At 63.9% G+C, this 25,749-nt stretch carries 23 protein-coding genes; 5 read left to right on the top strand and 18 right to left on the bottom strand.

The window, feature by feature from the left end:
* Positions 1-50: 50 nt before the first annotated feature.
* The 3 genes from AC1Q6J_RS04335 to AC1Q6J_RS04325 form a co-directional block, all read right to left on the bottom strand.
* On the bottom strand, positions 51-356 hold the full coding sequence (locus tag AC1Q6J_RS04335; RefSeq protein ID WP_492278098.1) for a hypothetical protein: 306 nt from the start codon (positions 354-356) through the stop codon (positions 51-53).
* Between the two features lie 132 nt (positions 357-488).
* Positions 489-3,365 carry a pyruvate, phosphate dikinase gene (gene ppdK / locus AC1Q6J_RS04330; protein ID WP_492278097.1) on the bottom strand — a complete coding sequence of 959 codons (2,877 nt, stop codon included), beginning with the start codon at positions 3,363-3,365 and terminating at the stop codon, positions 489-491.
* A gap of 160 nt (positions 3,366-3,525) precedes the next feature.
* Entirely contained in the window at positions 3,526-3,669 is a 144-nt protein-coding gene (locus tag AC1Q6J_RS04325; RefSeq protein ID WP_083992656.1) for a DUF3096 domain-containing protein, read from the bottom strand.
* A 323-nt stretch (positions 3,670-3,992) separates the two neighbouring features.
* Between AC1Q6J_RS04325 and AC1Q6J_RS04320 the strand changes: the two genes are divergently transcribed.
* On the top strand, positions 3,993-4,352 hold the full coding sequence (locus AC1Q6J_RS04320) for a DUF1236 domain-containing protein (RefSeq protein WP_492278096.1): 360 nt from the start codon (positions 3,993-3,995) through the stop codon (positions 4,350-4,352).
* Between the two features lie 236 nt (positions 4,353-4,588).
* Here AC1Q6J_RS04320 and glyS read toward each other — a convergent pair whose 3' ends face one another.
* The 7 genes from glyS to AC1Q6J_RS04285 all read right to left on the bottom strand — a co-directional run bounded on the left by glyS (position 4,589) and on the right by AC1Q6J_RS04285 (position 11,450).
* Entirely contained in the window at positions 4,589-7,012 is a 2,424-nt protein-coding gene (gene glyS / locus AC1Q6J_RS04315; RefSeq protein WP_492278095.1) for a glycine--tRNA ligase subunit beta, read from the bottom strand.
* Between the two features lie 15 nt (positions 7,013-7,027).
* A complete protein-coding gene (locus AC1Q6J_RS04310) occupies positions 7,028-7,447 on the bottom strand; it encodes an endonuclease domain-containing protein (protein WP_492278094.1) in 420 nt (139 codons plus the stop codon).
* A 92-nt stretch (positions 7,448-7,539) separates the two neighbouring features.
* Complete coding sequence (locus AC1Q6J_RS04305) at positions 7,540-8,472, bottom strand: glycine--tRNA ligase subunit alpha (protein ID WP_492278093.1); 933 nt, start codon at positions 8,470-8,472, stop codon at positions 7,540-7,542.
* A 506-nt stretch (positions 8,473-8,978) separates the two neighbouring features.
* Positions 8,979-9,164, bottom strand: coding sequence for a hypothetical protein (locus tag AC1Q6J_RS04300; protein WP_492278092.1), 186 nt, complete (start codon positions 9,162-9,164; stop codon positions 8,979-8,981).
* 15 nt (positions 9,165-9,179) lie between these two features.
* Entirely contained in the window at positions 9,180-10,067 is an 888-nt protein-coding gene (locus tag AC1Q6J_RS04295) for a S49 family peptidase (protein WP_492278091.1), read from the bottom strand.
* A gap of 371 nt (positions 10,068-10,438) precedes the next feature.
* On the bottom strand, positions 10,439-11,230 hold the full coding sequence (locus AC1Q6J_RS04290; RefSeq protein ID WP_492278090.1) for a tRNA1(Val) (adenine(37)-N6)-methyltransferase: 792 nt from the start codon (positions 11,228-11,230) through the stop codon (positions 10,439-10,441).
* Positions 11,223-11,450: a putative signal transducing protein gene (locus AC1Q6J_RS04285; RefSeq protein ID WP_425992064.1), complete on the bottom strand. Its 228-nt coding sequence runs from the start codon at positions 11,448-11,450 to the stop codon at positions 11,223-11,225. Before AC1Q6J_RS04285 ends, AC1Q6J_RS04290 begins: the two co-directional genes overlap by 8 nt.
* A gap of 83 nt (positions 11,451-11,533) precedes the next feature.
* Here AC1Q6J_RS04285 and AC1Q6J_RS04280 point away from each other — a divergent pair, with 83 nt between their 5' ends.
* Positions 11,534-12,544 carry a polyprenyl synthetase family protein gene (locus AC1Q6J_RS04280; RefSeq protein WP_492278089.1) on the top strand — a complete coding sequence of 337 codons (1,011 nt, stop codon included), beginning with the start codon at positions 11,534-11,536 and terminating at the stop codon, positions 12,542-12,544.
* Positions 12,545-12,693: 149 nt separating this feature from the next.
* Here the strand turns inward: AC1Q6J_RS04280 and AC1Q6J_RS04275 are convergent, their stop codons facing one another.
* The 3 genes from AC1Q6J_RS04275 to AC1Q6J_RS04265 form a co-directional block, all read right to left on the bottom strand.
* On the bottom strand, positions 12,694-13,578 hold the full coding sequence (locus AC1Q6J_RS04275; RefSeq protein ID WP_492278088.1) for a 4-(cytidine 5'-diphospho)-2-C-methyl-D-erythritol kinase: 885 nt from the start codon (positions 13,576-13,578) through the stop codon (positions 12,694-12,696).
* A 127-nt stretch (positions 13,579-13,705) separates the two neighbouring features.
* Positions 13,706-15,511, bottom strand: a complete 1,806-nt coding sequence (locus AC1Q6J_RS04270; protein ID WP_492278087.1) for a tetratricopeptide repeat protein — start codon at positions 15,509-15,511, stop codon at positions 13,706-13,708.
* A 142-nt stretch (positions 15,512-15,653) separates the two neighbouring features.
* Entirely contained in the window at positions 15,654-17,315 is a 1,662-nt protein-coding gene (locus AC1Q6J_RS04265) for an electron transfer flavoprotein-ubiquinone oxidoreductase (protein ID WP_492278086.1), read from the bottom strand.
* A gap of 132 nt (positions 17,316-17,447) precedes the next feature.
* Here AC1Q6J_RS04265 and AC1Q6J_RS04260 point away from each other — a divergent pair, with 132 nt between their 5' ends.
* Positions 17,448-18,236: a uracil-DNA glycosylase gene (locus AC1Q6J_RS04260; protein WP_492278161.1), complete on the top strand. Its 789-nt coding sequence runs from the start codon at positions 17,448-17,450 to the stop codon at positions 18,234-18,236.
* A gap of 117 nt (positions 18,237-18,353) precedes the next feature.
* A complete protein-coding gene (locus AC1Q6J_RS04255) occupies positions 18,354-19,565 on the top strand; it encodes an MFS transporter (RefSeq protein ID WP_492278160.1) in 1,212 nt (403 codons plus the stop codon).
* Between the two features lies 1 nt (position 19,566).
* On the opposite strand, the gene AC1Q6J_RS04250 is transcribed toward AC1Q6J_RS04255, so the two are convergent.
* From AC1Q6J_RS04250 to AC1Q6J_RS04230, 5 genes are all read right to left on the bottom strand, one after another.
* Positions 19,567-20,895, bottom strand: a complete 1,329-nt coding sequence (locus tag AC1Q6J_RS04250; protein ID WP_492278085.1) for an NCS2 family permease — start codon at positions 20,893-20,895, stop codon at positions 19,567-19,569.
* A gap of 12 nt (positions 20,896-20,907) precedes the next feature.
* Positions 20,908-22,419 (bottom strand): glycosyltransferase family 39 protein, encoded by a 1,512-nt coding sequence (locus tag AC1Q6J_RS04245; protein ID WP_492278084.1) that lies wholly within the window; start codon positions 22,417-22,419, stop codon positions 20,908-20,910.
* A 63-nt stretch (positions 22,420-22,482) separates the two neighbouring features.
* Positions 22,483-23,241: a ribonuclease HII gene (gene rnhB, locus AC1Q6J_RS04240; RefSeq protein WP_492278083.1), complete on the bottom strand. Its 759-nt coding sequence runs from the start codon at positions 23,239-23,241 to the stop codon at positions 22,483-22,485.
* 52 nt (positions 23,242-23,293) lie between these two features.
* Complete coding sequence (locus tag AC1Q6J_RS04235; protein WP_492278082.1) at positions 23,294-23,743, bottom strand: VOC family protein; 450 nt, start codon at positions 23,741-23,743, stop codon at positions 23,294-23,296.
* 19 nt (positions 23,744-23,762) lie between these two features.
* On the bottom strand, positions 23,763-24,923 hold the full coding sequence (locus AC1Q6J_RS04230) for a PA0069 family radical SAM protein (protein WP_492278081.1): 1,161 nt from the start codon (positions 24,921-24,923) through the stop codon (positions 23,763-23,765).
* 229 nt (positions 24,924-25,152) lie between these two features.
* On the opposite strand from AC1Q6J_RS04230, the gene AC1Q6J_RS04225 reads away from it, so the two are divergent.
* The gene (locus tag AC1Q6J_RS04225) at positions 25,153-25,725 is read left to right on the top strand and encodes a glycosyltransferase family protein (RefSeq protein ID WP_492278080.1); all 573 of its coding nucleotides are present in this window, start codon (positions 25,153-25,155) and stop codon (positions 25,723-25,725) included.
* Positions 25,726-25,749: the final 24 nt, after the last annotated feature.

Raw genomic sequence — 25,749 nt, 5'->3', positions numbered from 1 at the left:
CAGTGCAATTCGATCGATTTCGTTGGTATCGAATTAAAGTTGCCGTGGGGTTAATCGGCGCGTCCCGCGCGCCACACGCAAGCGCGCGCCTGAAATCGGCGCATCACATCGAAAGCGTTGGTAAACAGCGCCTCCAGCAAGGTGGTAAAGATCGCGTCAACAAAACTGGTGAACGCGATTTGACGCAGTTCCATATCGCGTGCGGGCACATGATGTCGCGATGGTGCTTCACCCGCGATGTCGTCCCCGCGAAGGCGGGGACCCATAACCACTGAATACTGAAGTGGAGCATGGATCGCCGTCATCCTGAGGTGCGAGCACTTGCGAGCCTCGAAGGAAGGCGGCGTGACACGCATCCTTCGAGGCTCGCGCGCCAAGCGCGCTTCGCACCTCAGGATGACGCGGCATATGCCTTATGGACGTCCATGGGGCCCCGCCTTCGCGGGGACGACATCCATTATGACGTGGGGCCGGTGCGCCCGATCAGTTCACGCCTGGCTGGCGACGGCCTTGCCGAGCGCAGCCTGCGCGGCCGCCAGACGCGCGATCGGCACGCGATACGGCGAACACGACACGTAGTCGAGGCCGGTCTCGTGGCAGAACGCGACCGACGCGGGATCGCCGCCATGCTCGCCGCAGATGCCCATCTTGAGACCGGGCCGCGTCTTGCGGCCGCGCTGCACGCCGATTTTCACCAGTTCGCCGACACCATCGCGATCGACCGAGATGAACGGATCGATATCGAGGATGCCGCGCGCGACATAGGTGCCGAGGAAGCTCGCGGCATCGTCGCGGCTGATGCCGTAGGTGGTCTGCGTCAGATCGTTGGTGCCGAACGAGAAGAACTCGGCGGTCTTTGCGATCTCGCCCGCGAGCAGACATGCGCGCGGCAGTTCGATCATGGTGCCGGTCTGATAGTTGAGCTTCACGCCGGTTTCCTTCGTCACCGCCTGCGCGGTGGCGTCGATCCGCGCCTTGGTGATGTCGAACTCGGCGCGGGTGGCGATCAGCGGCACCATCACCTCGAGACCGACCGGCTTGCCGGTGCGCTTGCCGGCCTCGACCGCCGCCTCGAAAATGGCGCGCGCCTGCATCTCGGCGATTTCCGGATAGGCGATCGCGAGACGGCAGCCGCGGAAGCCGAGCATCGGATTGAACTCGGAGAGTTCGCGCGCACGATCCGCGATCTTGCGGGCGTCGGTATTCATCGCGCGGGCGACTTCCTCGATCTCGCTCTGCGAATGCGGCAGGAATTCATGCAGCGGCGGATCGAGCAGACGGATGGTGACCGGCAGGCCCTTCATGATCTCGAACAGATCGACGAAGTCGGCGCGCTGCATCGGCAGCAGCTTTGCCAGCGCCGCGCGGCGCGAGCCTTCGTCCTCGGCGAGGATCATCTCGCGCACCGTGCGGATGCGCGTTTCCTCGAAGAACATATGCTCGGTGCGGCACAGCCCGATGCCTTCGGTGCCGAACTTCAGCGCGGTGCGCGCATCGGCCGGCGTGTCGGCATTGGTGCGGACCTTGAGCCTGCGGACCTGATCGGCCCAGCCCATCAGCGTGGTGAAGTCGCCGGACAGTTCCGGCTCGATCATCGGCATGCGGCCCGCCAGCACCTGGCCCATCGAGCCGTCGATGGTGATGACATCGCCCGCCTTGAAGGTGCGGTTGCCGACGGTCATCAGCCCGCGGCCGTAGTCGACACGCACGGTGCCGCAGCCTGACACGCAGGGCTTGCCCATGCCGCGTGCGACCACCGCCGCGTGGGAGGTCATGCCGCCGCGCGTGGTGAGGATGCCCTCAGCGGCGTGCATGCCGTGAATATCTTCGGGCGAGGTCTCGACGCGAACCAGAATGACCTTGCGGCCATCGGCCTGAAGCTTGGCGGCCTCATCGGACGAGAACACGATCTCGCCGGCGGCGGCGCCGGGCGAAGCCGGCAGGCCGGTGGCGATCACGTCGCGCTTGGCGACCGGATCGATGGTCGGATGCAGCAACTGGTCGAGCGAGGCCGGATCGATCCGGGTGATCGCATCCTTCCTGGTGATCAGGCCTTCGCTGGCGAGATCGACGGCGATGCGCAGCGCGGCCTTCGCGGTGCGCTTGCCGTTGCGGGTCTGGAGCATCCACAGCTTGCCCTGCTCCACCGTGAATTCCATGTCCTGCATGTCACGGTAGTGCTTTTCGAGCAGCGTGTAGATCCGCGTCAATTCCTTGAACGCGTCCGGCATCGCAACTTCCATCGATGCCTTGTCGGAGCCGGATTCCTTGCGCGCGTATTCGGTGATGTCCTGCGGCGTGCGGATGCCCGCCACCACGTCTTCACCCTGCGCGTTGATGAGGAATTCGCCGTACAGCCGCTTCTCGCCGGTGGACGGGTTGCGCGTGAACGCCACGCCGGTCGCCGAGGTGTCGCCCATGTTGCCGAACACCATGGACTGGATGTTGACGGCGGTGCCCCATGACTCCGGAATGTCGTGCAGGCGGCGGTAAGTCACCGCGCGCGCATTCATCCACGACGAGAACACCGCGCCGATCGCGCCCCAGAGCTGCGCATGCGGGTCCTGCGGGAAGTCCTCGCCGGTTTCGCGCGCGACGGCGTCCTTGTACCTGCCGACCAGATCGACCCAGTCGTCCGCGGTCAGTTCGGTGTCGAGCGAATAGCCCTTGCTGTCCTTGTAGGTGTCGAGGATGTCCTCGAAGTGATGATGCTCGAAACCGAGCACCACGTCCGAATACATCGTGATGAAGCGGCGATAGCTGTCATAGGCGAAGCGGCGGTCGCCCGAGAGCTGCGCCAGCGCTTCCACCGTGGTGTCGTTCATGCCGAGATTGAGCACGGTGTCCATCATGCCGGGCATCGACGCGCGGCCGCCCGAACGCACCGAGACCAGCAGCGGGTTCCTGGCGTCGCCGAAGGTCTTGCCGGCGATCTTGCCGACCGTGACCAGTGCCTTCTCGACCTGCGCCTTCAGATCCTTCGGATAGGATTTGCCGTTGGCGTAGAAATACGTGCAGACCGAGGTCGGAATCGTGAAGCCGGGAGGCACCGGCAAACCGAGATTGGCCATCTCTGCGAGATTGGCGCCCTTGCCGCCGAGGAGATCGCGCATGCCGGCCTTACCCTCGGCGCGCCCGTCACCGAACGTATAGACCCACTTGCCAGCCTGCGCTGTCTGCTTCGCCGCCGGCTTTGCAGCTTTCTTCGCGGCAGACGCGGATGTCTTCGCCGCGGCTTTGCCCGCAGGTTTCGCGGCAACCCGCTTCGCTTTCGCGGCGGGCTTCGATTTGGACGCTGATTTTGGAGAGGACTTCGCGGCGGATTTCTTCGATGAGGCTTTGGCCATGGCTTCCAGACGCTGCATGAGTGAAACGGCAGCGGCGTTACACCACGGTTGCCCGCCGGCACGCAAGCGACTCCCGGCGGATATCCGCGCTCCCGGTCACGGACGGTTACAGATTGTTACAGAATCGGACAAAACGCGACGTTTTGTTACCAACTGTGTAACAATCTGAAATATTCCGTTACTTAATGATGCCCAATCCGATGATCCCGATCAGGATCAGATAGATCGCCACGATGAAATTCAGCAGCCGCGGCATGACGAGAATCAGCACACCGGCGATGAGAGCAACGATGGGCTGAATGTTGGCGACGCTGATGGACATGGGAGTCTCCCGGCATGGAAGGAAAAGGACAAACGACACGGCGAATGCGAATCGGAAAAAGGAATTTATCCTCGTCTCGCGCATCGCAACAGCCAACGGCCACGATAAGCGGTGAGTTCCATGACAATTCAGACTTCTCCGCGCCACAAGCCGCCATCGCGCCCACGAAAATGCCCCGGTGAAATCACATTCCGGCAGGAACGATGATGAGCGACAGCCATTGTCACCGCTGTTGATCGGCCTGTGCCGGTTTCCGAGCGTGATTGACGTGAGCGAAATCGCTTTGCGCGCGATCAGGCTCTCTTTTCATCAAGGAGAAAGCCATGCGTAATCCCCTTCTCGCAGCAGCGCTGCTGGCGACCGCCACGGCGATGCCGCTCGCGGCTCAGGCCCAGCAGCGCATCATTGTCGAGGAAGGCGTGACGACCGGCCTCGCACCCGGCGTCGGCATCATCACCGAGGATGAGCGTCCGCGCTTCAGGCAGTACATCGTTCAGGAACGCGTTCCGTCCTACGCGATCGATACGCCGGTGCGCGTCGGCACCGTGCTGCCGGAGAGCGGCGTGACCTATTACGACGTGCCGCAGCAGTACGGCGCGACCAGCTATCGCTACACCGTTGTGAACGACCGGCCGATCCTGGTCGAACCGCGCACGCGCCGCGTGATGCAGGTGATCGACTGACCTCTGTCGTTTGAGCCGAGGGTTGTCCCCGCCCGTTCAGCTCGAACGAAACGGCCCCGCCACGGCTCCCGCCGGGCGGGGCTTTTTGCGAACGCTGTCCTGAAGGTCACCCCACCCGACGGGCCTCCGGCCCGCCACCCTCCCCATCGAGGGGAGGGATATTCTGTCGCCAAGTTGTCGACCTTCTTCTCCCTCCCCCTTGTGGGGAGGGTCGGCGCATCGCGCCGGGGTGGGGGTCAGTCCTGAATCTTCGAGAAATCCGCCACCGCGCGCGTCGCTTCGCGGATTTCGTTGAGCAGCTTGAGGCGGTTTTCGCGCACAGCCTTGTCGTCGTCGTTGACCTTCACCTTGTCGAAGAAGGCATCGACGGCGGGACGCAGCTTGGCCATCGCGGTCATGGCGCTGGCGAAGTCTTCCTTCGCCACGGCAGCACTCGCCTCGGTCTTCACCTGAGTGATGGCGCTAGCGAGCTTCTTTTCTTCATCGACGTTGAACAGTGATGCATCCGGCGCGCCGTCGAAGGTGCGCTTGTCCTTCTTCTCCTCGATGGCCAAAATATTGCTCGCGCGCTTGGTGCCGGCGAGCAGATTCTTGCCGTCGTCGCTGTCGAGGAACTTGCCGAGCGCCTCGACGCGGCGCACGACCATCAACAGATCGTCCTGCTGACCGGCTACGCTCCCCTCCCCCTTGCGGGGAGGGGTCGGGGGTGGGGGTAAAGAGGAAGACCCTGCTTGTGGCTCACCCCCCTCCCCAACCCTCCCCCGCAAGGGGGGAGGGAGTTCACCCGCGGCGAACACCGCGTCAACGAGATCATGCCGCGCGCCCTGATCGCGCAACTGAACCTTGAGACGATCGGCGAAGAAGGAGAGAAGGTCGATACTGCGACTATCCACAAGTCGCCCACCAAATGGCTGCGTAATACGCATCGAAACGTCTGATCCAACTATTACGGCAACACCAGAATCGTCTGGTATAGCAGCGCGCCGTTTATGAGTTGCTACAGCCGCGATTTGCTTTCCTAAAAGCACGAAATGAGGTGAAGTCAGAGACGCAATAGCAAGGCGCAACTTGTTCTCAACGATCAACCTAATCACACCCAGCGCCGCACGCCGCAGCGCATACGGGTCCTTGCTTCCCGTCGGCTTTTCATCAATCGCCCAGAAACCGACCAACGTGTCGAGTTTGTCCGCAAGCGCCACTGCAATGCTCACCGGATCGGTCGGCACGCGATCCGCAGGCCCCTGCGGCTTGTAGTGATCCTCGATCGCCGCCGCAACTGAGGCATCTTCGCCCTGCGCCAGCGCGTAATAGCGGCCCATCAGGCCCTGCACTTCGGGGAATTCACCGACCACTTCCGTCAGCAGATCGGCCTTCGCAAGCTGCGCGGCGCGCTTGGTCTTCGCAACATCGGCGCCGACCAATGGCGCGAGTTCGGCGGCAAGCCGCTCGATGCGTGCGATGCGCTCGGCCTGGGTGCCGAGCTTTTCGTGGAACACGATCTGCTCGAACTTCGGCAGCCGGTCTTCCAGCTTCGTTTTCAGATCGGTCTCGTAGAAGAACTTCGCATCCGACAGGCGCGCGCGGATGACGCGCTCGTTGCCCGCGACAATCGCCTTGCCGCCGTCGGTGGCTTCGACATTCGCGGTGAGAATGAACCTGTTGGCTAATCTTTCCCCCTCCCCCTTGCGGGGAGGGGTCAGGGGTGGGGGTGACGTCGATTGCTGCACACCCCCCTCCCCAACCCTCCCCCGCAAGGGGGGAGGGAGTTCACCCGAGTTGGGGAGAGAAAGAACGAAACACTTCTGGTTGTTGCGGATGGTGGCGCGGATCACTTCGCCGGGGATCGACAGAAACTCTTCGTCGAACGAGCCCATCAGCACCACCGGCCATTCGACCAGTCCGGCGACCTCGTCGAGCAGCGCCTGATCCTCGACCAGTTCATAGCCCTGCGCGAACGCCAGTTCCTTGGCGTCCTCGAGGATGATGTTCTTGCGGCGCTCGGGATCGAGTACGACCCTGGCGGCTTCCAGCTTCGACACATAATCGTCGAAGCGGCGCACCTCGATGGCGGCGGGCGCCATGAAGCGATGGCCGTAGGTGGTCTGCCCGGCCTCGATGCCGGCGACATCGAACTTCACGATCTCCGGCTCTTCCGTCTCGATGCCAAAAGTGGCGACGATCGAATGCAGCGGACGCACCCAGGTCAGCGCGCCATTACGCGCGGAGCGTTCGCCCCAGCGCATCTGCTTCGGCCACGGGAAGGTGCGGATGATCAGCGGAATGATTTCCGCGATCACATCGATGGCGGGACGGCCGGCTTTCTCCATCAGTGCGATGTAGAAATCGCCCTTCGGATCGCGCTGGATCTTCGCTTCATCGAGCGACTTCAATCCGGCAGCCTTGAGGAAGCCCTGCACGGCGGCGTCAGGCGCGCCGATCTTCGGACCCTTGCGCTCCTGCTTCAGATCCGGCTGGCGCTGCGGAATGCCATGCACGGTGAGCGCGAGACGGCGCGGCGTCACGAACGCCTTCGCGCCCTCATAGACGAGACCCTCGGCGACCAGCTTGTCGGTGACCATCTTGCGCAGGTCATCCGCCGCCTTCGCCTGCATGCGCGCGGGAATTTCTTCGGAGAACAGTTCGAGGAGAAGATCGGGCATCGGCTTTTCTGTTCTCTACTCCCCTCCCCCCGCTTGCGGCGGGGAGGAGTCTGGGTTTGCAAATAACTCCCCTCCCCCTTGCGGGGAGGGGTCGGGGGTGGGGGTCAGCGCATTCTGGATAGCAACGAGCACGCCGTCGATATTGCTCAACACGTCGTGATTCCAGAAACGCAAGACCCGATATCCTCTCTCTTCAATCTGCCGCGTCCGGCGCATGTCAGCCGCGTTCTCCACGTGCTGACCGCCATCCAGTTCGATGACAAGTTTTGCGCGCCGGCTGACAAAATCCGCGATGAACGGACCGATCAAGGCCTGACGTCGGAAATGCGAACCACTCAGCGCGATGTCATGTCGGAGCCGATGCCATAGCACCCGCTCGGCCTCGGTCGGCTGCGCCCGCATGCGATGGGCAAACTGTCGCTGGCGATCGTCCATAGTCCGAGATTGAAGCACATAGGACAATGCCTGTGGACCCCCACCCCCGACCCCTCCCCGCAAAGGGGAGAGGAGCATAGGCATTGCACCTCTCACGCCGCCCTTCCCGCTTCGGTATGCACCCAGGCTTCGCCGCACGCCTTGGCGAGTTCGCGCACGCGCAGGATATAGCTCTGCCGCTCGGTGACAGAGATCACGCCGCGCGCGTCGAGCAGGTTGAACACATGGCTGGCCTTGATGCACTGGTCGTAGGCCGGCAGCGCCATCAGATGCGCCTCGCGCCTACCATCCTTCCAGCCCGCTTCGAGATATTTGCGGCACGCACTCTCGGCCATCCTGAACTGCTCGAACAGCATCGCGGTGTCGGAGTGTTCGAAATTATGCCGCGAATATTCCTGCTCGGCTTGCAGGAACACATCGCCGTAGGTGACCTTCTCGTCACCCTCGCGGCCGTTGAAGTTGAGATCGTAGACGTTATCGACGCCCTGCACATACATCGCGAGGCGCTCAAGACCGTAGGTCAGTTCGCCGGCCACCGGCGCGCACTCGACGCCCGCGACCTGCTGGAAGTAGGTGAACTGCGAGACCTCCATGCCGTCGCACCAGCACTCCCAGCCGAGACCCCACGCACCGAGCGTCGGGCTCTCCCAGTCGTCCTCCACGAAGCGGACATCGTGAAGCGCAAGATCAACGCCGATCGCCTTCAGCGACTTCAGGTAGAGATCCTGAATGTCCGGCGGCGACGGCTTCAGGATCACCTGAAACTGGTAGTAGTGCTGCAAGCGGTTCGGGTTCTCGCCGTAACGGCCATCCTTCGGGCGCCGCGACGGCTGCACGTAAGCCGCGTTCCAGCGCTTCGGGCCGAGCGCGCGCAGCGTCGTCGCCGGATGGAACGTGCCCGCACCGACTTCCATGTCGTAGGGCTGCAGGATGACGCAGCCATGGTCGGCCCAATAGCGTTGCAGCGTCAGGATCAGACCCTGAAACGATCGCTCGGGACGCATGTGCGGAGGCAGGGAATCCATCGGAAATCTTTAACTTCTGGAATTGGGGGTGATTTGCGCGCGGACCGTATCGGCGCAGGCTAACGGAATCAAGGCGATAGCCTGTTTATGGGGGCAATTCCTGACGGATTCGGCTGGATTTTAGCGATCCCCCGAACGGCGATTTAACCGCCGCGGCAAGCCGCCTGCCGGTGTCCGCACTTCGTTAGCAACTGCCCCCTAGCAATGGCGGCATTGCAACCAACGGCCGGACTTCAACCGGCGGTGCTTTTTGGCAGGGACGACAATGATTGCCTTTCAGGTTCTGGCCGCGGCGGCCATCATGGCCGCGCTCTGCATCATGACAATCAACGACGTGCGCAGGCTCGGCTGATGTCGTTCCCCGGCATCATCCTTCGAGGCTCGCAAACGCTCGCACCTCAGGATGACGGCTCCGCGTCTTCTTCAAATTCCCGCCACCCAATGGAACGTCATCCTGAGGTGCGAGCCGCCGTTTGCGGCGAGCCTCGAAGGATGGGCATCGGGCCTTATCCCGGCCGGTATGTTCCACTATCGGGATCGCGGCGAAGCCTGGGCATGCGCTCCTGCTCGGCGGGTTTCGCCTTGCGCGCATCGTCGAGTTCGCGATTGATGCGCTTGCCTTCGCGCACCGCGAGGCGCACCAGCGCCGCGCCTCCCAGAATTCCGGCAGCGATCAGGATCAGCGGCGGCATGATCGGTCTCCTCTCCTACAGTCCGTAACGCGCCCAGATCGCGCGCTCTTCCAGCGCCGAAATCAGGTCCTCCGAGAATCCCGGGAAACCCGGCAGCGCCACTCCAGCGCCGGACTTGCGCCCGGTGAGCCCGGAGAGAAGCCCCGCCGCTGGCGCGATCACCGGCGTCTGCACTTTCTCGCCATAGCGCGCGCGCAGCACCGTGCGCAGATCGCCGACGGCGTCCGCAAGGCCGAGTTTCACGGCGCGCTCGCCAGCCCAGTATTCGCCGGTGAACAGATAATCGCCCTCGCTCTTGAGCCGCGCGCCGCGGCTGTCCTTCACCAGCGCGATGAAGGTGTCGTGGATCTCGCGCTGGATCGCTTTCAGCCGCGCGACGTCCTCGGAATTTTCCGGGAGAAACGGATCGAGCTGCGACTTGTTCTCGCCGGATGTATAGACCCTGCGCTCGATACCGACCTTCCTGATGAGGTCGACAAACCCAAAGGTGCCGCCGACCACGCCGATCGAGCCGACGATGGACGACGGATCGCAGAAAATCTCGTCGCCCGCGCAGGCGATCATGTAGCCGCCCGATGCCGCCACATCCTCGACGAACACCAGCACCCGCAGCTTCTTCTCGGCGGCGAGCTGGCGGATGCGCTGATAGATCTGCCGCGACTGCACCGGCGAGCCGCCCGGCGAATTGATCACCAGCGCGACGGCTTTCGCGCCCCTGGTCGAGAAGGCCCGCTCCAGCGTTCGCGACACCCCGGCCAGCGACATGCCCGGCCGCAGCGGCGTCACCGCGCCGATCACGCCCGAGAGACGCACCACAGGCACCACCACGCCGCCGCGCCAGCGCGCCGGCAGCAAATTCTTCAACCTCTCGGCAAAGTGAACCTCGCCGTTATTCTCAGCCATGAAACGTCCTTCATGTTCACGGTTTATTATTCGGTAACTGGCATCAGGAGCCAACAGCACATTGAACAAATGTTAAGCACGTCCTTTGTGCCGAAAGTGCGTGCTAACGCTTTGATCTGACGCGCTTTCCTTGAACTTTCGCCGCTTGCCGGCAAGCGCGCCCAAGAAACTGGAACGCACTTTGCTTTGCAACAGATACGCAGGCTGCAACGGCGCAGCCACTAAGGTGCAGAAATGAAGATTTACCTCCTGATCCTGCTGATTGGCGCCCTTTTCGCTGCCATTCACTTCACCCAGGCCCCTGAAACCGAACCAAAATCAGTAACTCAATAAGCAGGCTGCCTGCCTGCTGAGCATTCAGCGATCTGGTTTCACCGGTCCTTTTGAACCTTCGCCAGCGGCAGAACGGCTTTCCCGCCGAGGATCGCCCGAGCCTCCGAACCGGCTTCACCGTCCGTATCCAGCAAGACCAGACCAGGATGCAGCGCCATCGGCGCGCGCCCGCCTTTCACGGCATTCACCAGCAAGCGGATCGCCGGCGCACCCGGCGTGGAATGGACCGGCAAGATCTCGATACTGCCGAAACCCCGCGCCAGCGCGGTCAGTACTTCGGCGAGCCCGTCCGCCCGCCAGATCAGCGTCAGCACGCCGCCGGATTTCAGCACGCGCCGCGCCGCATGGGTCCATGTCTCCAGCGTATCGGCCGCCGCCACATGCGCGGATTGCCGCGCGGCGTCCGGCGATGCCCGATGCCTGGCGGCATCGTTGAACGGCGGATTCATCAAGACAACATCGGCCGTGTCGGGACCGAGCCCGGACGCGGCAAAAGCATCCGCGCTCGCGGTGACATCAAGCGCCATCACGTTTGCCTTGATGCCGTTGGCCTCGGCATTGATGCGCGCCAGCGCGGCAAGCGCTTCATCGATTTCGGCAAGCACCAGATCGAGCCCGGCGACGCGGCGCGCGAGCGCGAGTCCGGCCGTCCCAACGCCCGCGCCGAACTCCACCACGCGATCACCCGGCTGCGCCGGCGTCGCCGCGGCGAGCAGGACTGCATCGTGACCCGCGCGGTGGCCGCGCCTCGGCTGGCGCAGCCGCAGTTGACCGCCGAGAAACATATCCTCGGTCACATCCGGAATTTCAGTCCGGGCGGGGTCAGTCATTGTCCCGCAGCTCATGGGCCAGACCCGCGTCAGTGAGCAGGCGCCGCGCGGCCACGGCGTCGTCCTCATGGACCAGAATGCGGCGGGGCAACACCCCCAGCGATCCGTCCATAATGCTCATGTTACTGTCGAGCACGAGGTGGTGGATATTGGCGCCGTCCAGCAGCGCGCCCACCGCGGACACCAGCACCGCATCATTGGTCCGCACCAATTCCTTCAAGGCAGCCGCCTCCGCCGTTTGTTGCTCTTGCCGCGTCGCACGGCAGTTTCTATTGTGCCCTTACATTCATCCGGAGACCGGACGTGGCGGTTATTGTACCCTTTGAGAGCCACTCGACGCCATCGATAGATCGGCTGGTTGAGCTTGTTGCGCCCGATATGGAGCGCGTCAACAGCACGATCCTGTCGCGCACCGGCTCGGAAGTCACGATGATCCCGGAGGTCGCCAACCACCTGATCTCGTCGGGCGGCAAGCGCCTGCGGCCGATGCTGACGCTGGCGATGGCCAACCTCACCGGCTACACCGGCGAGGGTCATATCAAGCTCGCCGCCGCCGTGGAATTCATGCACACCGCGACGCTGCTCCATGATGACGTGGTGGACGAAAGCGAATTGCGGCGCGGCAAGCTCTCGGCGCGGATGCTGTGGGGCAACGAGGCCAGCGTGCTGGTCGGCGACTTCCTGCTCGGCCAGGCGTTCCGCATGATGGTCGAGGTCGGTTCGCTGCGCGCGCTCGACATTCTCTCTTCCGCCGCCGCCACCATCGCCGAAGGCGAAGTGATGCAGCTCGCGGCAGCCAAGAACACCGCGACCACCGAGGACGAATATCTCGCCGTGATCCGCGGCAAGACCGCGGAACTTTTCGCGGCCGCCTGCGAGGTTGGCCCCGTGATCGCGGGCCGGCCGAAGGCGGAACAGACCGCATGCCGTTCGGTCGGCATGAATCTCGGCATCGCATTCCAGCTGGTCGATGACGTGCTGGACTACGGCGGCAAGGCCGCCAAGCTCGGCAAGAACGTCGGCGACGATTTCCGCGAAGGCAAGATCACGCTGCCGGTGGTGCTGGCGTTCCGCCGCGGCAACGATGTCGAGCGCGCATTCTGGATCCGCACGCTGGAAAAGGGCGAGATCGCGGACGGCGATCTCGATCATGCCATCGGTCTCATGACCAAGCATCGCGCGCTCGAGGACACCATGAGCCGCGCACAACATTACGGCGCGATGGCAGTCGATGCGCTGGCGCTGTTTCCGCCGTCACCGATGAAGACCGCGCTCGAGCAGGTTGTCGCGTTCTGCCTGGCAAGGTCGCACTAGGTCTTCACGCTCAAGCACTGCGTCTTCTTCGCCGTCATCCTGAGGTGCGAGCACTTGCGAGCCTCGAAGGACGACGGCGCATTCGCGCTTCTCAACCGTCATCCTTCGAGGCTCGCCGCAAGAGCGGCGCGCACCTCAGGATGACGGTTTCAGCTCAGCACGCCGGCGTGGACCCACCAGCCGGGATGAGCCTGTGAAATGGCCTTCGCGGCCTGACCGGCGTCGCCGATGGTCTTGTAAATCGCAAAGCACGTCGCGCCGGAACCCGACATCCGCGCCAACTCCACGCCTTCCGTCGCACGCAATGCCGACAGCACCTCGCCGATGATCGGCTCAACCTTCAACGCGGGTTTTTCAAGATCGTTGGTGCCATGTCCAATGGCCTCGATCCATGCATCGAATGACGCACCCTTGGCCGGCCAGCCCGGCGACAGCATCACGTCGCCCGCGCCGGCGTGAAATTCGCCCTTGCGCAGACCGAGCGCTGCGAACACATCCTTGGTGGCGACACCGACACGCGGGTTGACCATCACGCACGGCAGCGCCGGAATATCGAGCATCGACAAATTTTCGCCGACGCCGGTCATGGTGCAGGCGCGCGAGGCGAGGCAGACCGGAATGTCCGCGCCGGTTTCACGCGCGACATCGACAATGCGCTGATCGTCGATCGCGAGATTGTTGGCCCGCGCCAGCAGCCGCAACGCCGCCGCGGCATCCGCTGAACCGCCACCAATGCCGGCCGCGACCGGCAGATGCTTGTCCAGCGTGAAGTGCCCGAACGTGAGACCCGGAATGCGCTCGCCGAGCAACCGCGCCGCGCGGATCACCAGATTGTCTGACATTTCGCCGCAGTCCTGCGCGCCGGGACCGCCGGTCGCGAGGCCAAGTTCAGGACCGGGCGTCAGCGTCAGTGTGTCCGCGCAGTCGGCGAACACCACGAGACTCTCGATATCATGATAGCCGTCGGCGCGGCGGCCTAGAACGCGCAAGGTGAGATTGACCTTGGCGCGCGCGGTTTCGGTCAGCATTGCCATTCCAGCCAGCGTTGCGCTGTCTGCGCATCCGCGCATCCATGCGATAGGCCATGCTTATCAAGGAAGATCGATTGCCGGGTCAAGTCCGGCAATCGAGGGACGCATAAAGAGCCGCAGGAACAGGCGATCAGCCGCCCCGGCCGTCTTCCTTCTTCTTCTCGGCGGCCGCCGCGTTGGACGTGTCCTCGGGCAGGCCGTCACGCAGCTTGGCCTCGATCTTCGGAAGCTCTTCCGCCTCAGGCTTCAGGTCGCGCGCATGCGCCCACTGGAATTTAGCCTCCAGCGTCCGTCCGACGCGCCAGTAGGCATCGCCCAGATGATCGTTGATGGTGGGGTCTTCCGGCTTGAGGTCGATCGCGCGTTCGAGATGCTTCACGGCGTTCTCGTAATCGGAGATGCGGTAATAGGCCCAGCCCAGAGAATCCACGATGTAGCCATCGTCCGGCCGCTGATCGACGGCGCGGCGGATCATCTTCATGGCCTCATCGAGATTGATGCCCTGGTCGATCCAGGAGTAGCCGAGATAGTTCAGGACATGCGGCTGCTCGGACTGCATCTCGAGCGCCTTCTTCAAATCGATTTCGGCCTTCGCCCACTGCTTCGAGCGCTCAAAGCAGATGCCGCGGAAGTAATAAAGCACCCAGTTCTGCTTCTCGGCGCCGGCCTGCGCCTCGATGCCCTTGCCGTAGGTCTCGCCGCAATCCGCGAACTTCTTGCGCGCGCGCTCGATGTTGCCGAGCGCCATGATCGCCTCGAGATCCTTCGGATCGTCGGCAACCACGTCGTTCAGAATCTTGATGCCCTCGTCGGTGCGATCGACGGCGTCGAGATCGGTCGCGAGCTGGATCTGCGCATTGCGCTTGAGCGGCGAATTCGCAGGCACGCGCTCATAGATCTTGATCGCCATCTGCGGCTTCTTCACCGACTCATAAAGGTCCGCCAGCGACAGCAGCGCGAGGGAATGGTTCGGGTTGAGGTAGAGCGCGAGCTGAAGATAGACCAGCGCGAGATCCTCACCGCCCCGCCGCGTCAGCGAAGCGCCGATGCCGTACAGCGCCTCGGCCGCTCCCTGCTGCGGATTTTCCGCCAGCGGCGGAAGCTTCTTGCCGGCCTTGGTTTCGCGAATGCCTTCCACCACCAGCGGATGACGCGCAAGTTTCTTGTCGAAACCCTGATAGATGGCGGTGGCCGCCGCCGGGCCCTTGTTACGCGACAGCCAGCGCGCATAGGCGTCCGACACCCGCAGCGCCGAGTCGTCGAGCTTGTAGGCGCGCTCGAAGCGGACGCCGGCTTCCTTCTGCTTGTTAGCCAGTTCCAGGATCATGCCCGAATGCAGGTCCTTGAAGATCGGATACCACTCCGGTCCCGCCAGCTTGTCGATGGCGCTGATCGCGGTCTGCGTATTGCCAGCGCCGTAACTCGCCCAGCCCGACAGCAGCGTGGCAACCAGATCGGTGATCGGCCCGCGGACTGACTGATTGATATTCTGCTGCGCGGCGCCGTATTGCTTCTGCTTCAGCGAGCGCACGCCCGCCACCAGCCGCGCGACACGATTGTTCTTGTCGATGGTGAGAATGCGGTCGGCAAGCTTCACGGCTTCGTCGATGTCGCCATCGGCAAGCGAGGCGATGAAGGCGCGGTCGAGCAGTTCGTTGTTCTTCGGATCCGAACGCAGCGCCGCGCGATAGAACGCAGCCGCCGCGGTCGCGTCGCGATCGACGCTGGCATGGCGCGCGGCGAGATAGCTGCCGGAGACCGTGAGACCGATCAGATCGCGCGCGCTCGGGTACGGCGCCTGCTTGGCGTCTTCGCTGGCGCTGGTGCGGGTCTGGGCCGCAAGCGGGCCGGCGGACGCAAGAACCGATGCGATCGCGAGAGTGGCGACGGCCACGCGGCTGAAACGACGTTGGAGGATCACGCTCGCCGGCTCCATGGATTGAAAGGGGTGCGGCCGGTCAGGCCAGCAGCACCGGGACAATGGCTTGTTTGGCCCGTATCCGCAAGGATTCGAGCGGCCGAGGAGCCTGTCTTCTATGGCGCAATCGTGGCGATCCGCCGTTCTCGCGCAATCGTGCTTACATTGACTGATAATTAGGCCCGCCGCCGCCTTCCGGCGGAACCCACGTAATGTTGCCGTTGGGGTCCTTCACGTCGCAGGTTTTGCAATGGACGCAGTTCTGCGCGTTGATCTGGAACCGCAAATCCGCGCCCTCGCCAACCCACTCATAAACGCCAGCCGGGCAATAGCGGTTCGAGGGACCCGCGAACACATCATGCTCGGAGGTCTTTTGCAGGTTCATATCCGCGACCTTGAGGTGGATCGGCTGATCCTCCTCGTGGTTGGTGTTGGAGAGGAATACCGACGACAGTCTGTCGAAGGTCAGCTTGCCGTCGGGCTTCGGTCCTGGAATCGGCTGATGCGCCTTGGCGGGATCGAGCGTCTTGCGATCGGGCTTGGCATGCGACAGCGTCCCGAACAGCGAGAAGCCGAACAGCGTGTTGGTCCACATGTCGAGACCGCCGAGGCCGACGCCGATGATTGTGCCGAACTTCGACCACAGCGGCTTGACGTTGCGGACCTTGCGCAGATCCTCGCCCACGGCGGAATCGCGCCAGGTATCTTCGTACTCGGCCAACTCGTCGTTGGCGCGGCCTTCCGCCAGCGCGGCGGCGACATGCTCGGCGGCCTGCATGCCGGTACCCATCGCGTTGTGGACGCCCTTGATGCGCGGCACGTTGACGAAGCCGGCCGCGCAGCCGATCAGCGCGCCGCCCTTGAATGTCAGGCGCGGCACCGACTGGTAGCCGCCTTCGGTGATCGCGCGCGCGCCATAGGCGATGCGCTTGGCGCCCTCGAAGACCGGGCTGATCTTCGGATGCGTCTTGAAGCGCTGGAATTCCTCGAACGGCGACAAATACGGATCGTCGTAGTTCAGATGCACCACGAAACCGACGGCGACGAGGTTCTCGTTGTAGTGATAGAGGAACGATCCGCCGCCGGTGGACATGTTGAGCGGCCAGCCGAACGAGTGCTGGATCAGCCCCTTCTTGTGCCTGGCCGGATCGATCTGCCAGACCTCCTTGAGTCCGATGCCGAACTTGGACGGCTCCCTGCCCTTGTCGAGTTCGAACTTCGCGATCAATTGCTTGGTGAGCGAGCCGCGCGCGCCTTCGGCGAACAATGTGTACTTGCCGAGCAGCTCCATGCCGCGCGTGAAGCTGTCTTTCGGCTTGCCGTCACGGCCGACACCCATGTCGCCGGTAGCGATGCCGCGTACCTCGCCGTTCTCGCCATAAAGGACTTCAACGGCTGCGAAGCCCGGATAGATTTCGACACCGAGCGCTTCGGCGCGCGGGCCAAGCCAGCGGCAGACGTCGCCGAGCGAGCCGATATAGCAATGATGGTTGTCCATCAGCGGCGGCATCATGAAGTTCGGCAGCCGGATCGCGGCGCTCGATGTCATCCAGAAGAACTGATCGTCCTTCACCTGGGTCTTGAGCGGGCAGTCAGCGTCCTCGCGCCAGTCCGGGACCAGCTTGTCGAGCGACACCGGATCGATCACCGCGCCCGACAGAATATGCGCGCCGACCTCGGAGCCTTTTTCGACGACGACGACGCTGAGGTCCGGATTGATCTGCTTCAGCCGGATGGCGGCGCTCAGGCCGGAAGGCCCTGCTCCGACGATCACAACGTCGAACTCCATGGAATCGCGCGGCGGAAGCTCTTCGGTGCTCATGATGTCATCTCAAAATTGGGTGGTTCAGAATGCTTCTAATCATCGTTCTTCCCGATTTTTGGCGCAAGAACAACCCCGTTTCGCTGCGGCGCAATCCGATCTAGATTGGGTCGCGTGACCGCCCCCGAACAAATGCCCACCGCGCGCGAACTTCTCGCTTTCTACCTGGAAGCAGGGGTGGATTGCGCGTTGTCGGAAACCCCCGTCAATCGTTTGTCCGAGGAGGCGGCGGCCGAGGAAAAGCCGGCGGCCAGGCCCGCGCTGTTCCGCACTGCGAACGCTGCGCCAGCGCCGGTGCCCACGGACACCGTGCCAGCACCCGATGCGGCGATCGCATCGGCACGCGAGATCGCACCCAGGGCGGCATCGCTGCAAGAGCTGCGCGCGCTGCTCGAACGATTCGACGGCTGCGCGCTGAAATCCACCGCGACGCGGCTGGTGTTCGCCGATGGCAACCCCGAAGCGAGGATCATGTTCGTCGGCGAAGCGCCGGGACGCGACGAGGATCTCGAAGGGCTTCCGTTCGTCGGACGCTCCGGCAAGCTGCTCGACCTGATGATGGCGGCAATCGGCCTCGACCGCAGCACGGCCTACATCGCCAACATCATCCCGTGGCGTCCGCCCGGCAACCGCGATCCGTCGCCGCAGGAAACCCAGATCTGCCTTCCGTTCATCCGGCGGCAGATCGAACTGGTCGATCCCGATGTGCTGGTCTGTCTCGGCAAACCGTCGTCGCAGGCGGTGCTGGACCTCAAGGACGGCATCATGAAGACGCGCGGCAAGTGGTTCGACTACGACACCGGCACGCGCAAGATCAAGGCGATGGCGACATTCCACCCCGCCTATCTGCTGCGGCAGCCGATCTACAAGCGGCTGACCTGGCAGGATCTGCGTGCCGTGCAGAAGGCGCTTCAAGGCTGAGGCCGCGGCAGATCGCAAGAATGACAAAGCCTCCATGCATCTGCGCGTGTAGCGCGCGCGCGCCGTTCAGGCCATAAGCCGCCGGTGCTGCGCACGGAGCAGCTATGCGGGACGCTTATCATGAATATGCACGTTGCAGACGGAGCGATCGACGACACAGTGGCGCGGGCGAATGTGCGGCGGCTCGCGGCCGCGCAGGCACTGACCGGCGCGAATGCCGCCGTGGTGTTTGCGACCGGCTCGATCGTCGGCGCGCAGCTCGCGCCCAGCATATCGTTCGCGACATTGCCGCTGTCGATTTACATGCTCGGCCTCGCAGCCGGCACGCTGCCCACCGGCATGATTTCGCAGGCCTACGGCCGGCGCGCAGCGTTCATCGCGGGCACCGGCTGCGGCGCGCTCTGCGGCGTTCTCGCCGCCGTCGCCATCCTGCAAGGCTCGTTCTCCCTGTTTTGTTTCGCGACATTCCTCGGCGGCGTCTATGGCGCGGTGTCGCAATCCTATCGCTTCGCCGCGACCGACAGCGCGAGCGTCGCCTATCGGCCGAAGGCCATCTCGTGGGTGATGGCGGGCGGCGTGTTCGCGGGCGTGCTCGGTCCGCAGCTTGTGCAGTGGACCATGGATCTGTGGCCGCCATATCTGTTTGCCGTGAGCTTCCTGGTTCAGGCGGTCGTTGCGCTGATCGCGATGGCGGTACTTGCCGGCGTCAATGCACCAAAGCCTGTCGCTGCCCAAATGACCGGAGGGCGGCCGCTCACTGAGATCATCAGGCAACCGCGGTTCATCGCCGCCGTGATTTGCGGGGCAGTCTCCTATACGGGAATGAACTTCCTGATGACGTCTGCCCCGCTGGCGATGAAATTCTGCGGATTGACGCTGAGCGATTCCAACTTCGGCATCCAGTGGCACATCGTCGCGATGTTCGGGCCGAGTTTCTTCACCGGACACCTGATCGCGCGCTTCGGCGCGGCGAAGGTCGCCGCCGTCGGCCTCGTGATGGAAGCCATCGCCGCCGTGATCGGGCTGTCGGGGATCACCGCCATGCATTTCTGGGCGGGACTGTTCGTGGTCGGCGTCGGCTGGAATTTCTCGTTCGTCGGCGCATCGGCGCTGATCGTGGAGACGCATCGCGCGCAGGAAGGCAAGAAGGTTCAGGCCTTCAACGACTTCATCGTGTTTGGCCTGGTGGCGATCGGCTCGTTCTCCTCGGGCCAGTTGCTCGCCAGCTACGGCTGGTCGATGGTCAACATCGTCGTGTTTCCGGCGGTGGCGATTGCGCTGGCAGGCCTTGCCATCGCCGCGCTGACGCAGCGGCGGGCCGCTGTGTGAGCTAGCCGACCGCGAACTTCACGACGAACACCAGCGCAAGCAGCATCACCGCCGGCTTGGCGTCCGAAAAACGTCCGGCCAGAATCTTCACCACCGCATAGGTGATGAAGCCAAGCCCGATGCCGGTCGCGATCGAATAGGTCAGCGGCATCGCAATCGCCGTGACCACGGCGGGCGCGTATTCCGTCACATCGTCCCAGGCCATGTCGGCAAGACCGCGCGTCATCACGCAGGCAACATAGAGTAACGCCGCAGCCGACGCATAGGCCGGCACCATGCCGGCCAGCGGCGCGAAGAACAGCGCCATCAGGAAGAACAGCGCGACGAATACCGCCGTCAGCCCGGTGCGCCCGCCCGCCGCGACCCCAGATGCGCTTTCTATATAGCTCGTGGTGGTTGAGGTGCCGATCAATGCGCCGAACATCGCGGCGAAGCTGTCGGCCATCAGCGCCTGCTTCATGCGCGGCAGGTTGCCGTCCTTGTCGAGAAGACCAGCCCGATGCGTGACGCCGATCAGCGTTCCGGCGTTATCGAACACATCGATGAAGAGAAAGCTGAACACCACGATCAGGAATGTCAGTTCGGTGGCGCGCGAGAAATCGAGCTGGAACAATGTCGGCGACAGCGACGGCGGCAGCGACACCACGCCGTTGAAGCTGGTCAGCCCCAGCGGCAGCCCGAGCAGCGAGACCGCGAGAATGCCGAGCAGCGTCCCGCTGGCGATATTACGCGCGTTCATCGCCACGATCAGCGCGAAACCCAGCAGGCACAGCACCGGCGCGGGATGGGCAATGCCGAGCGGTCCCGCGGTGACAAGCGTCGCCGGGCTGGCGACCACGATCTTGGCTTGCTCAAGCGCGATGATCGCGAGAAATAATCCGACGCCAGCGGAGATCGCAAACTTCAGGTTTCGCGGAATGGCGTCGATGACATATTCCCGCAGCCGGAAAAACGTCAGTGCGAAGAAGATCACGCCCGAACAGAACACCGCGGCCAGCGCCTGCTGCCACGTGTACTTGTAGCCAAGCACCACGGTGAAGGCGAAGAACGCGTTGAGCCCCATGCCGGGCGCCAGTGCGATCGGATAGTTCGCCAGAAACGCCATCGCCAGCGTCGAGACCGCCGCCGCCAGACAGGTCGCGACGAACACCGCGCCCTTGTCCATGCCCGCATTGGCAAGGATCGCGGGATTGACGAACACGATGTAGACCATGGTCAGGAATGTGGTGAACCCCGCGACGAATTCGGTGCGGACATTCGTGCCGTTTTGCGTGAGACCGAACCGGCGGTCGAGGAACGTCGTCGCAGTCTTTTCCGGCGGCTCGCTCATCTCACCTCACAGCTATCGGGGCCGCGGCCGCACAATGGCCCAGCCGATCCGCAGCAGCGGCTGGCGGCCCTTGACCGTGCGCTCGAACGCGCGCGGCACTTCCGGCACGAGACCGGGAAATCGTTTCATAATGTCATCGGGCGGCGTGCCCGCGGTATCGGCGGCGCGCCAGACCACCACGCCGCCGCTCTCGTTGAAGCGCTCCGGCGTCATCCACGGCGTCTGCTGCGGGGTCGCATCGAACATCCCATGCGGGCGCGCGGCGGCTGCGAAACCGATCAGCGTGGCGATGTGCGGATCGCCCGCGACCGCCGCAAGCGGGCGGCCTGTGCGCCGCTCAAAGCTCTCGCCGAAGAAACGTCCGATCTCGCCCGCCGGCAGCGAGGTCTTGACATCGGCGCTTCCGATCCATGGCTGGATAAAGGTGATGCCGAGGATCGTGGCGACGGGCGCCGCCATGATGACCAGCCAGACCGAGCGCAAGAGCTGTTGCCGCCGCAGCGCGATGAGATCGCCTGCGGCGACGACAATGGCGAGGCCGGACAGCAGCAGCGCAATGCCGTCGCCGCCAATGATCTGATCCATGCCCAACAGGGCCGCGATGAAACTGAGCGCAACGGGCGGGACCAGCGCGAACACATAAACATACAGCCGCGCGAAGGGATCGAGCGGCGGGCGGAAGATCAGCGGCGGATCGTCCGCTTTGCGATCGAGGTAACGCGAATTGACGATCAGCAGCAGCGCCATGCCCGAGAGCGCGAACAGCAGCCCGGCCAGAAGTCCGCCCCATCCGAGCAGCCGGTCCTGCAATTGCGCCGCCGCCGGCAACGATGGCAGCGTCATGGCGTCCGCGCGCAGCAGCCACACCAGATACGGCAGCACCACCACGAACACCACGACGGCCGCGTAAAGCGGATCGGTCGAGACCAATGCGCGCCTGCCCTTCTGCGTCGCCAGCACGAAGACCGCCAGCATGACCAGCAGCGGCAGTGCCGCCGACGTGGTCAGGATCAGGAGGCCGATCTCGACCGGCAGCATGAACCAGGCCCTGCGCCGCCCCTGCCCGATGATCTGCCAGGTATGAAGCAGCGTCAGCGCCCAGAGCGGCCGCGCCAGCATCAGCGGGCCGAACTCGGCGCCGGGAAAGGCGAAGGCGGTGATGGTCGCCGTCAGCAACACGGCAAGGACCGCCTGCTGCGCGCCGACGATGGCGCGGCCGAGTGCGAACAGCGCCCAGAACGTCACGATGAAGCAAAGCTGCGACAGCAGATAGACGCCGAAGATGTGATTGCCGGACAGACGGAATGCGACATCAGCGAGCCAGAACGCCGCCGGCGGGCCGAGATGGGTGCCGACCTGGTATTCGCGGCCAAAGGCCAGCACCGTCGCCACCTCGCCCGGCGGGCTTCCATACAGCAGCCACGGCAGGAACAGCCACAGCGCCGCCTGCGCCAGCACCACAAGCCAGAAGATCAGGCGCGGCCGGGCGCGGACCAGTTCAACGATCAGGGATGTGAAACGCATGAAACGCCTGCGAGGGACCCGCCACTTGATAAAGCGCACGAGGCGATCAGGCAACCGAACCGCTCAGACCGCCGCGATGGCCTCGTCGGACGATATGACCATCTCGATCTGGGCCGGCGCCGGGGTGTCGTCCTCCCCGAAGTGCTTGCGGCGCGACGCCGCGACAGGCGCGAAAAAGCGGCGGTGATGGACGGTCGGCCCGAGCCGGTCGAGCGCTTCGAGGTGGGCCGGAACACCATACCCCATGTGCTGCTCGAAGCCGTAGCCGGGGTGATCCTGCGCCAGCCGGCACATCAGACGGTCGCGCGAGACCTTGGCCACGATCGAAGCCGCCGCGATCGACATCACAATGCCGTCGCCGCCGATCACCGCGTCGCAGTCGCAGGATACAGCCAGCCTGTCGCGGCCATCGACAAAGACATGTTTCGGCGTATCAGGCAGCGCACGCACCGCCCGCGCCAGCGCCCACAGAGACGCACGCAGGATATTGTCGCGATCGATCCGCGACGGCGGCGCAATCGCGACCGAAACCAGCGCGGTCGCGCAGATCTCCTCGAACAGTTCCTCGCGGCGCTCCCGCGTCAGGCGCTTGGAATCGTCGATGCCTTTCGGGATTCGCTTCGGGTCGAGAATCACGGCGGCGGCCACCACCGGACCGGCCAGCGGTCCACGCCCGGCCTCGTCGCAACCGGCGACCGGCCAGACGCCGCGCTTGATCAGCACGCGCTCACGGCGAAAGCTCGGCTTCGTGACGGCGATCACGCCGCTTCGTCTGGCTTTTTTCGCAGCAACTGGAACCGCTGAGGGCTTCGCTCGACTCATGCGGCTATGCTTGCGTTCTTAAAGTTGAACGCGCAACCGCTAATCCCCACTATTATTCCGGAAGATGGACACGCCTGTCATCCCCGGCCTCAATTCCGGGGGCAATGACAACTTCCCAAGGATGGCCGTCGGGATCGGAGAAATATCCTGAATATCCGCCATAATCGGTGCGATGCGCGGGCTTTTGCAGGCGCGCGCCCTGAGCGACAGCGAACTTCAGCACATCATCGACTTCGTTCTCGCTGCGGCAGTTCCACGCCAGAGTGATTCCGCGAAAGCCCGCGGGCTGCGGCTGCGCCGGGAGACCAGCATCCAGCGCCAGCTTGTCCCATGAATACAGCGCCAGAACCGTCGCGCCGGTGTCGAAAAACGCGACCTCCTCACCAGTCGCGCGGAGCTTTCGCTCAAAGCCTAGAGATTCGTAAAACGCGATGCTCCGGCGCATGTCGCTGACGCCAAGCGTCACGACGGTGAATCGCGCAACCGGTTTGAGGAGACTCATTAGACAACGCCCCTTGCAGTCAGAACAGATCCAGTTGCTCGTTTGCCGGCTTGGGCCGCGCGAAGTGGGCTGTCGTCAGCTTGGAGCGCCGCTTGTTGAGGCCGAGCTTCTCGCAGGCGATCTCGAACCGCCGCCCGATCATCCAGGCCATCGGCCCGGTGCCCTTCATGCGAGTACCCCACTGCGAATCGTAGTCGCGGCCGTCGCGCATATCGCGGATCAGGGTGAAGACGTGGCGGTATCTGTCCGGATAATTCGCCATCAGCCACTCGCGGAACAGGTCGCGCACTTCGAGCGGCAGCCGCAGCAGCACGTAGCTCGCTTCCTTGACGCCGGCATGGGCGGCGGCATCCAGAATGCGCTCGATCTCGGAATCGTTCAGCGCAGGAATCACGGGCGCGACCATCACCGTTGTCGGAATGCCGGCCTCGGCCAGATGGCGCAGCGCCTCCAGCCGCTTCGGCGGCGTCGCCGCGCGCGGCTCCATGGTGCGCGCGAGTTTCGGGTCCAGCGTTGTCACCGAAATCGCGACCTTGGCAAGATTCCGCTTCGCCATTCGCGCCAGAATGTCGATGTCGCGGGTCACCAGCGCGGATTTCGTGACAATGCCGACCGGATGCCCGGTGCGCTCCAGCACCTCGAGAATGCCGCGCATGATTTTGTGTTCGCGCTCGATCGGCTGATACGGATCGGTGTTGGTGCCGATCGCGATCATGCGCGGCTCATATCCCGGCGCGGCCAGTTCCTTTTCGAGCAGGTCCGGCGCATCGGGCTTGGCGAACAGCCTGGATTCGAAATCGAGGCCCGGCGACAAACCGAGATAGGCGTGGGTCGGACGCGCGAAGCAATAGACGCAACCGTGCTCGCAGCCCCGGTACGGATTGATCGAGCGGTCGAAGCCGATATCCGGCGAGTCGTTGCGGGTGATGACCTTGCGGGCGGTATCGAGCGCGACGGTGGTCTTGAAGGGAGGCAGGTCTTCGAGGCTTTGCCAGCCGTCGTCGAAGGTGACGCGCGCCTCGGCCTCATAGCGCCCGCTGGCATTGGATTGCGCGCCGCGGCCCCTGCGCCGCTGGCGATCAATCGCCACTTCAATCTCGGCAAAGGGAGAAGGACCACCCGCCGGATCAGAGGGGGGCGTCACCGGCGGGTGCTTGAGGGCATGGGATGCATGGCTCATGGGAAGAACATAGCATCGCATGAGAACAAAACAAGAACTTGAATGACCCCGCCCCACAGATTTTCTTTGGGGGTATCCCACCTCGGCGGAGCATCTGCGAGAAGGCAGTTCCCGGATCGTGGCGTTAATGAATGCCGCAAAAAGCTGCACCGGACGGGCTGTTCTGAGTGTGACAAGATGATAACGATGCCCGCATCTGTCGTCTGGCGCTCACGTATTTCAGCAAGTCATGATCAGCGTTGTCATTCCAACCGAAGGCGTCGAGCAACCTGTTGTTGCCACCCTCGCGGCCCTCGTGCCGGGCGCCGCCGCCGGCATCATCCGGGACGTGGTGCTGGTTGATCGTTCGCAGACCGGCACGATCGAACGGGTGGCCGATGTCGCCGGGTGCAATTTCCTGAAGTTCGAAGGCTCGCGCGCCGCGGCGCTCGCGGCAGGCGCTGAGCAAAGCCGGTCTCCCTGGCTGCTGTTCCTGCTTCCGGGCGCGGTGCTGGATTCCGGCTGGATCGACGAAACCTCGCAGTTCATCCAGAACGTGTCCCTGAGCGGCCGCCAGCGGGCCGGCATCTTCCGCTATGCGCGCCCGCCCTATGAGGACGCCACGGTGCGCGACGGGATGAAATCGCTCGCGCGCTTCATCTCCGGCCCGTCCACCGATCAGGGCCTGCTGATTTCCCGCGACCATTATGAGCGGGTCGGTGGCTATGCCCCCGCCGCGCGCCGGGCCGAAGCCAAACTGATCGCCAAGCTCGGACGCGCCGGCCGCGCCGTGCTGCGGACCCGGATCTTCGTGGCGGCCTGAGAATAGTTGACCCTGTCAACAATA

The organism is Afipia sp. MLSD5-FHT05B12 (genome assembly GCF_058793355.1).
Note: the sequence above shows the minus strand (reverse complement) of the source record. Positions and strands in the feature narration are given on the sequence as shown.

Coding starts and splice junctions, on each gene's coding strand:
- AC1Q6J_RS04275 (WP_492278088.1), bottom strand. CDS start 13,578: ATGGCAATGCTGACCGAAACCGCGCGCGCCAAGGTCAATCTCACCTTG.
- AC1Q6J_RS04310 (WP_492278094.1), bottom strand. CDS start 7,447: ATGGACGATCGCCAGCGACAGTTTGCCCATCGCATGCGGGCGCAGCCG.
- AC1Q6J_RS04260 (WP_492278161.1), top strand. CDS start 17,448: ATGCCCACCGCGCGCGAACTTCTCGCTTTCTACCTGGAAGCAGGGGTG.
- AC1Q6J_RS04325 (WP_083992656.1), bottom strand. CDS start 3,669: ATGTCCATCAGCGTCGCCAACATTCAGCCCATCGTTGCTCTCATCGCC.
- AC1Q6J_RS04335 (WP_492278098.1), bottom strand. CDS start 356: ATGCGTGTCACGCCGCCTTCCTTCGAGGCTCGCAAGTGCTCGCACCTC.
- AC1Q6J_RS04230 (WP_492278081.1), bottom strand. CDS start 24,923: ATGAGCCATGCATCCCATGCCCTCAAGCACCCGCCGGTGACGCCCCCC.
- AC1Q6J_RS04245 (WP_492278084.1), bottom strand. CDS start 22,419: ATGCGTTTCACATCCCTGATCGTTGAACTGGTCCGCGCCCGGCCGCGC.
- AC1Q6J_RS04300 (WP_492278092.1), bottom strand. CDS start 9,164: ATGCCGCCGCTGATCCTGATCGCTGCCGGAATTCTGGGAGGCGCGGCG.
- AC1Q6J_RS04235 (WP_492278082.1), bottom strand. CDS start 23,743: ATGAGTCTCCTCAAACCGGTTGCGCGATTCACCGTCGTGACGCTTGGC.
- glyS (WP_492278095.1), bottom strand. CDS start 7,012: ATGCCCGATCTTCTCCTCGAACTGTTCTCCGAAGAAATTCCCGCGCGC.
- AC1Q6J_RS04250 (WP_492278085.1), bottom strand. CDS start 20,895: ATGAGCGAGCCGCCGGAAAAGACTGCGACGACGTTCCTCGACCGCCGG.
- AC1Q6J_RS04320 (WP_492278096.1), top strand. CDS start 3,993: ATGCGTAATCCCCTTCTCGCAGCAGCGCTGCTGGCGACCGCCACGGCG.
- AC1Q6J_RS04290 (WP_492278090.1), bottom strand. CDS start 11,230: ATGACTGACCCCGCCCGGACTGAAATTCCGGATGTGACCGAGGATATG.
- AC1Q6J_RS04295 (WP_492278091.1), bottom strand. CDS start 10,067: ATGGCTGAGAATAACGGCGAGGTTCACTTTGCCGAGAGGTTGAAGAAT.
- AC1Q6J_RS04270 (WP_492278087.1), bottom strand. CDS start 15,511: ATGGAGCCGGCGAGCGTGATCCTCCAACGTCGTTTCAGCCGCGTGGCC.
- rnhB (WP_492278083.1), bottom strand. CDS start 23,241: ATGAGTCGAGCGAAGCCCTCAGCGGTTCCAGTTGCTGCGAAAAAAGCC.
- ppdK (WP_492278097.1), bottom strand. CDS start 3,365: ATGCAGCGTCTGGAAGCCATGGCCAAAGCCTCATCGAAGAAATCCGCC.
- AC1Q6J_RS04265 (WP_492278086.1), bottom strand. CDS start 17,315: ATGAGCACCGAAGAGCTTCCGCCGCGCGATTCCATGGAGTTCGACGTT.
- AC1Q6J_RS04305 (WP_492278093.1), bottom strand. CDS start 8,472: ATGGATTCCCTGCCTCCGCACATGCGTCCCGAGCGATCGTTTCAGGGT.
- AC1Q6J_RS04225 (WP_492278080.1), top strand. CDS start 25,153: ATGATCAGCGTTGTCATTCCAACCGAAGGCGTCGAGCAACCTGTTGTT.